Here is a 1,476-nt window from a genome sequence, read left to right on the forward strand (position 1 = left end):
TTGCGGGGGCGTCCGCCACCCGAACGCTGCTGCTGGGGCTGCTCGGTCACGGGAGCCGGCTTGACGTGCGCGGCGGGCTCGCCGACCAGCTCGACGATGGTCGCGGCATCCGCGGCGACGCGCTCGAGGGGCGCGGTGATCTGCGCCTTGCGGAGCAGGTCGGTGACGTCCCGGCGCTGCGCGTCCAGGGCGACCGTGACGACGATGCCCTCGGCGCCGGCGCGGGCGGTGCGGCCCGAGCGGTGCAGGTACGACTTGTGCTCCATGGGCGGGTCGACGTGCACGACCAGCTCGACGTCGTCGACGTGCACACCGCGCGCAGCGACATCCGTCGCCACGAGCACGCGCACGCCGCCCTTGTCGGCATCCGCTCCGAACGCGGCGAGGTTGCGCTCGCGGGCGTTCTGCGAGAGGTTGCCGTGCAGGTCGACGGCCGGGATGCCGGCGCCGGTGAGCTGCTTGGCGAGCTTCTTCGCCTGGTGCTTGGTGCGGGTGAACAGGATGCGGCGGCCGCGGCCGGACGCGAGGTGCTTGACGAGCGCGGTCTTCTCGTCGGCGTCGCCGACGATGAACACGCGGTGGGTCATCTGGCCCTGCGGAACGCTGGACTCGTCGACCTGGTGGCGCACCTCGTCGCGGAGGAATCGGCGCACGAGGGTGTCGACGCCGCCGTCGAGGGTCGCGCTGAAGAGCATGCGCTGGCCGCCCTGCGGCGTGGCGGTGAGGATGCGGGTGACKCCGGGGAGGAAGCCCAGGTCGGCCATGTGGTCGGCCTCGTCGAGCACGGTGATCTCGACGCGGTCGAGGCGCACGACGCCCTGCTTCATGAGGTCTTCGAGCCGGCCCGGGCAGGCCACGACGATGTCGACGCCGTTGCGCAGCGCGGTCTCCTGCGGCTTCTGGCTGACGCCGCCGAAGATCGTGGTGACCTTGAGGCCGGTCGCCGCGGCGAGGGGCTGGAGGGTCGCGGCGATCTGCGAGGCGAGCTCGCGGGTCGGGGCGAGGATCAGGCCGCGGGGCCGTCCGGGGGTGACGCGGGCGGCGGAGCCGCCGGAAAGGCGCGCGATCATGGGCAGCGCGAAGGCGATGGTCTTGCCGGAGCCGGTGCGGCCGCGGCCGAGCACGTCGCGGCCCGCGAGCGAGTCGGGCAGGGTGTCGGCCTGGATGGGGAAGGGCTCGGTGATGCCGGAGGCGACGAGCGAGTGGGCGAGGGCCTCGGGCACGCCGAGGTCAAGGAAAGAGGGCATGGGGATGCTTTCGTGGTTGCACGCTCGCGGATCGTCCGGCAGAGCGAGGGAGTTGGGCGACGGCGCGGGATCGCGCATCGGTTCGCCGATCGAAAAGACGTCGCGGCTCAGAAGGCCGGGAATCATGACGTCGACGCAGCAGCTTGGGAGAGCCGCAGCCTTCACCTTAGCAGGCGGTTGTGCCGCGACCCTGTGCGTCGGCCCCGCCGGCCGGTGCCGTGCGCCCGGC

General features: G+C 72.8%; 1 protein-coding gene. It reads right to left on the minus strand.

The genetic code is table 11. The annotated features are described in order from the left end of the window. A partial coding sequence (locus AC1DVT_RS20235; RefSeq protein ID WP_477391190.1) for a DEAD/DEAH box helicase occupies positions 1-1,247 on the minus strand: 1,247 nt, incomplete at its 3' end. Positions 1,248-1,476 lie beyond the last annotated feature (229 nt).

The organism is Microbacterium sp. P2_F9, assembly GCF_056403635.1.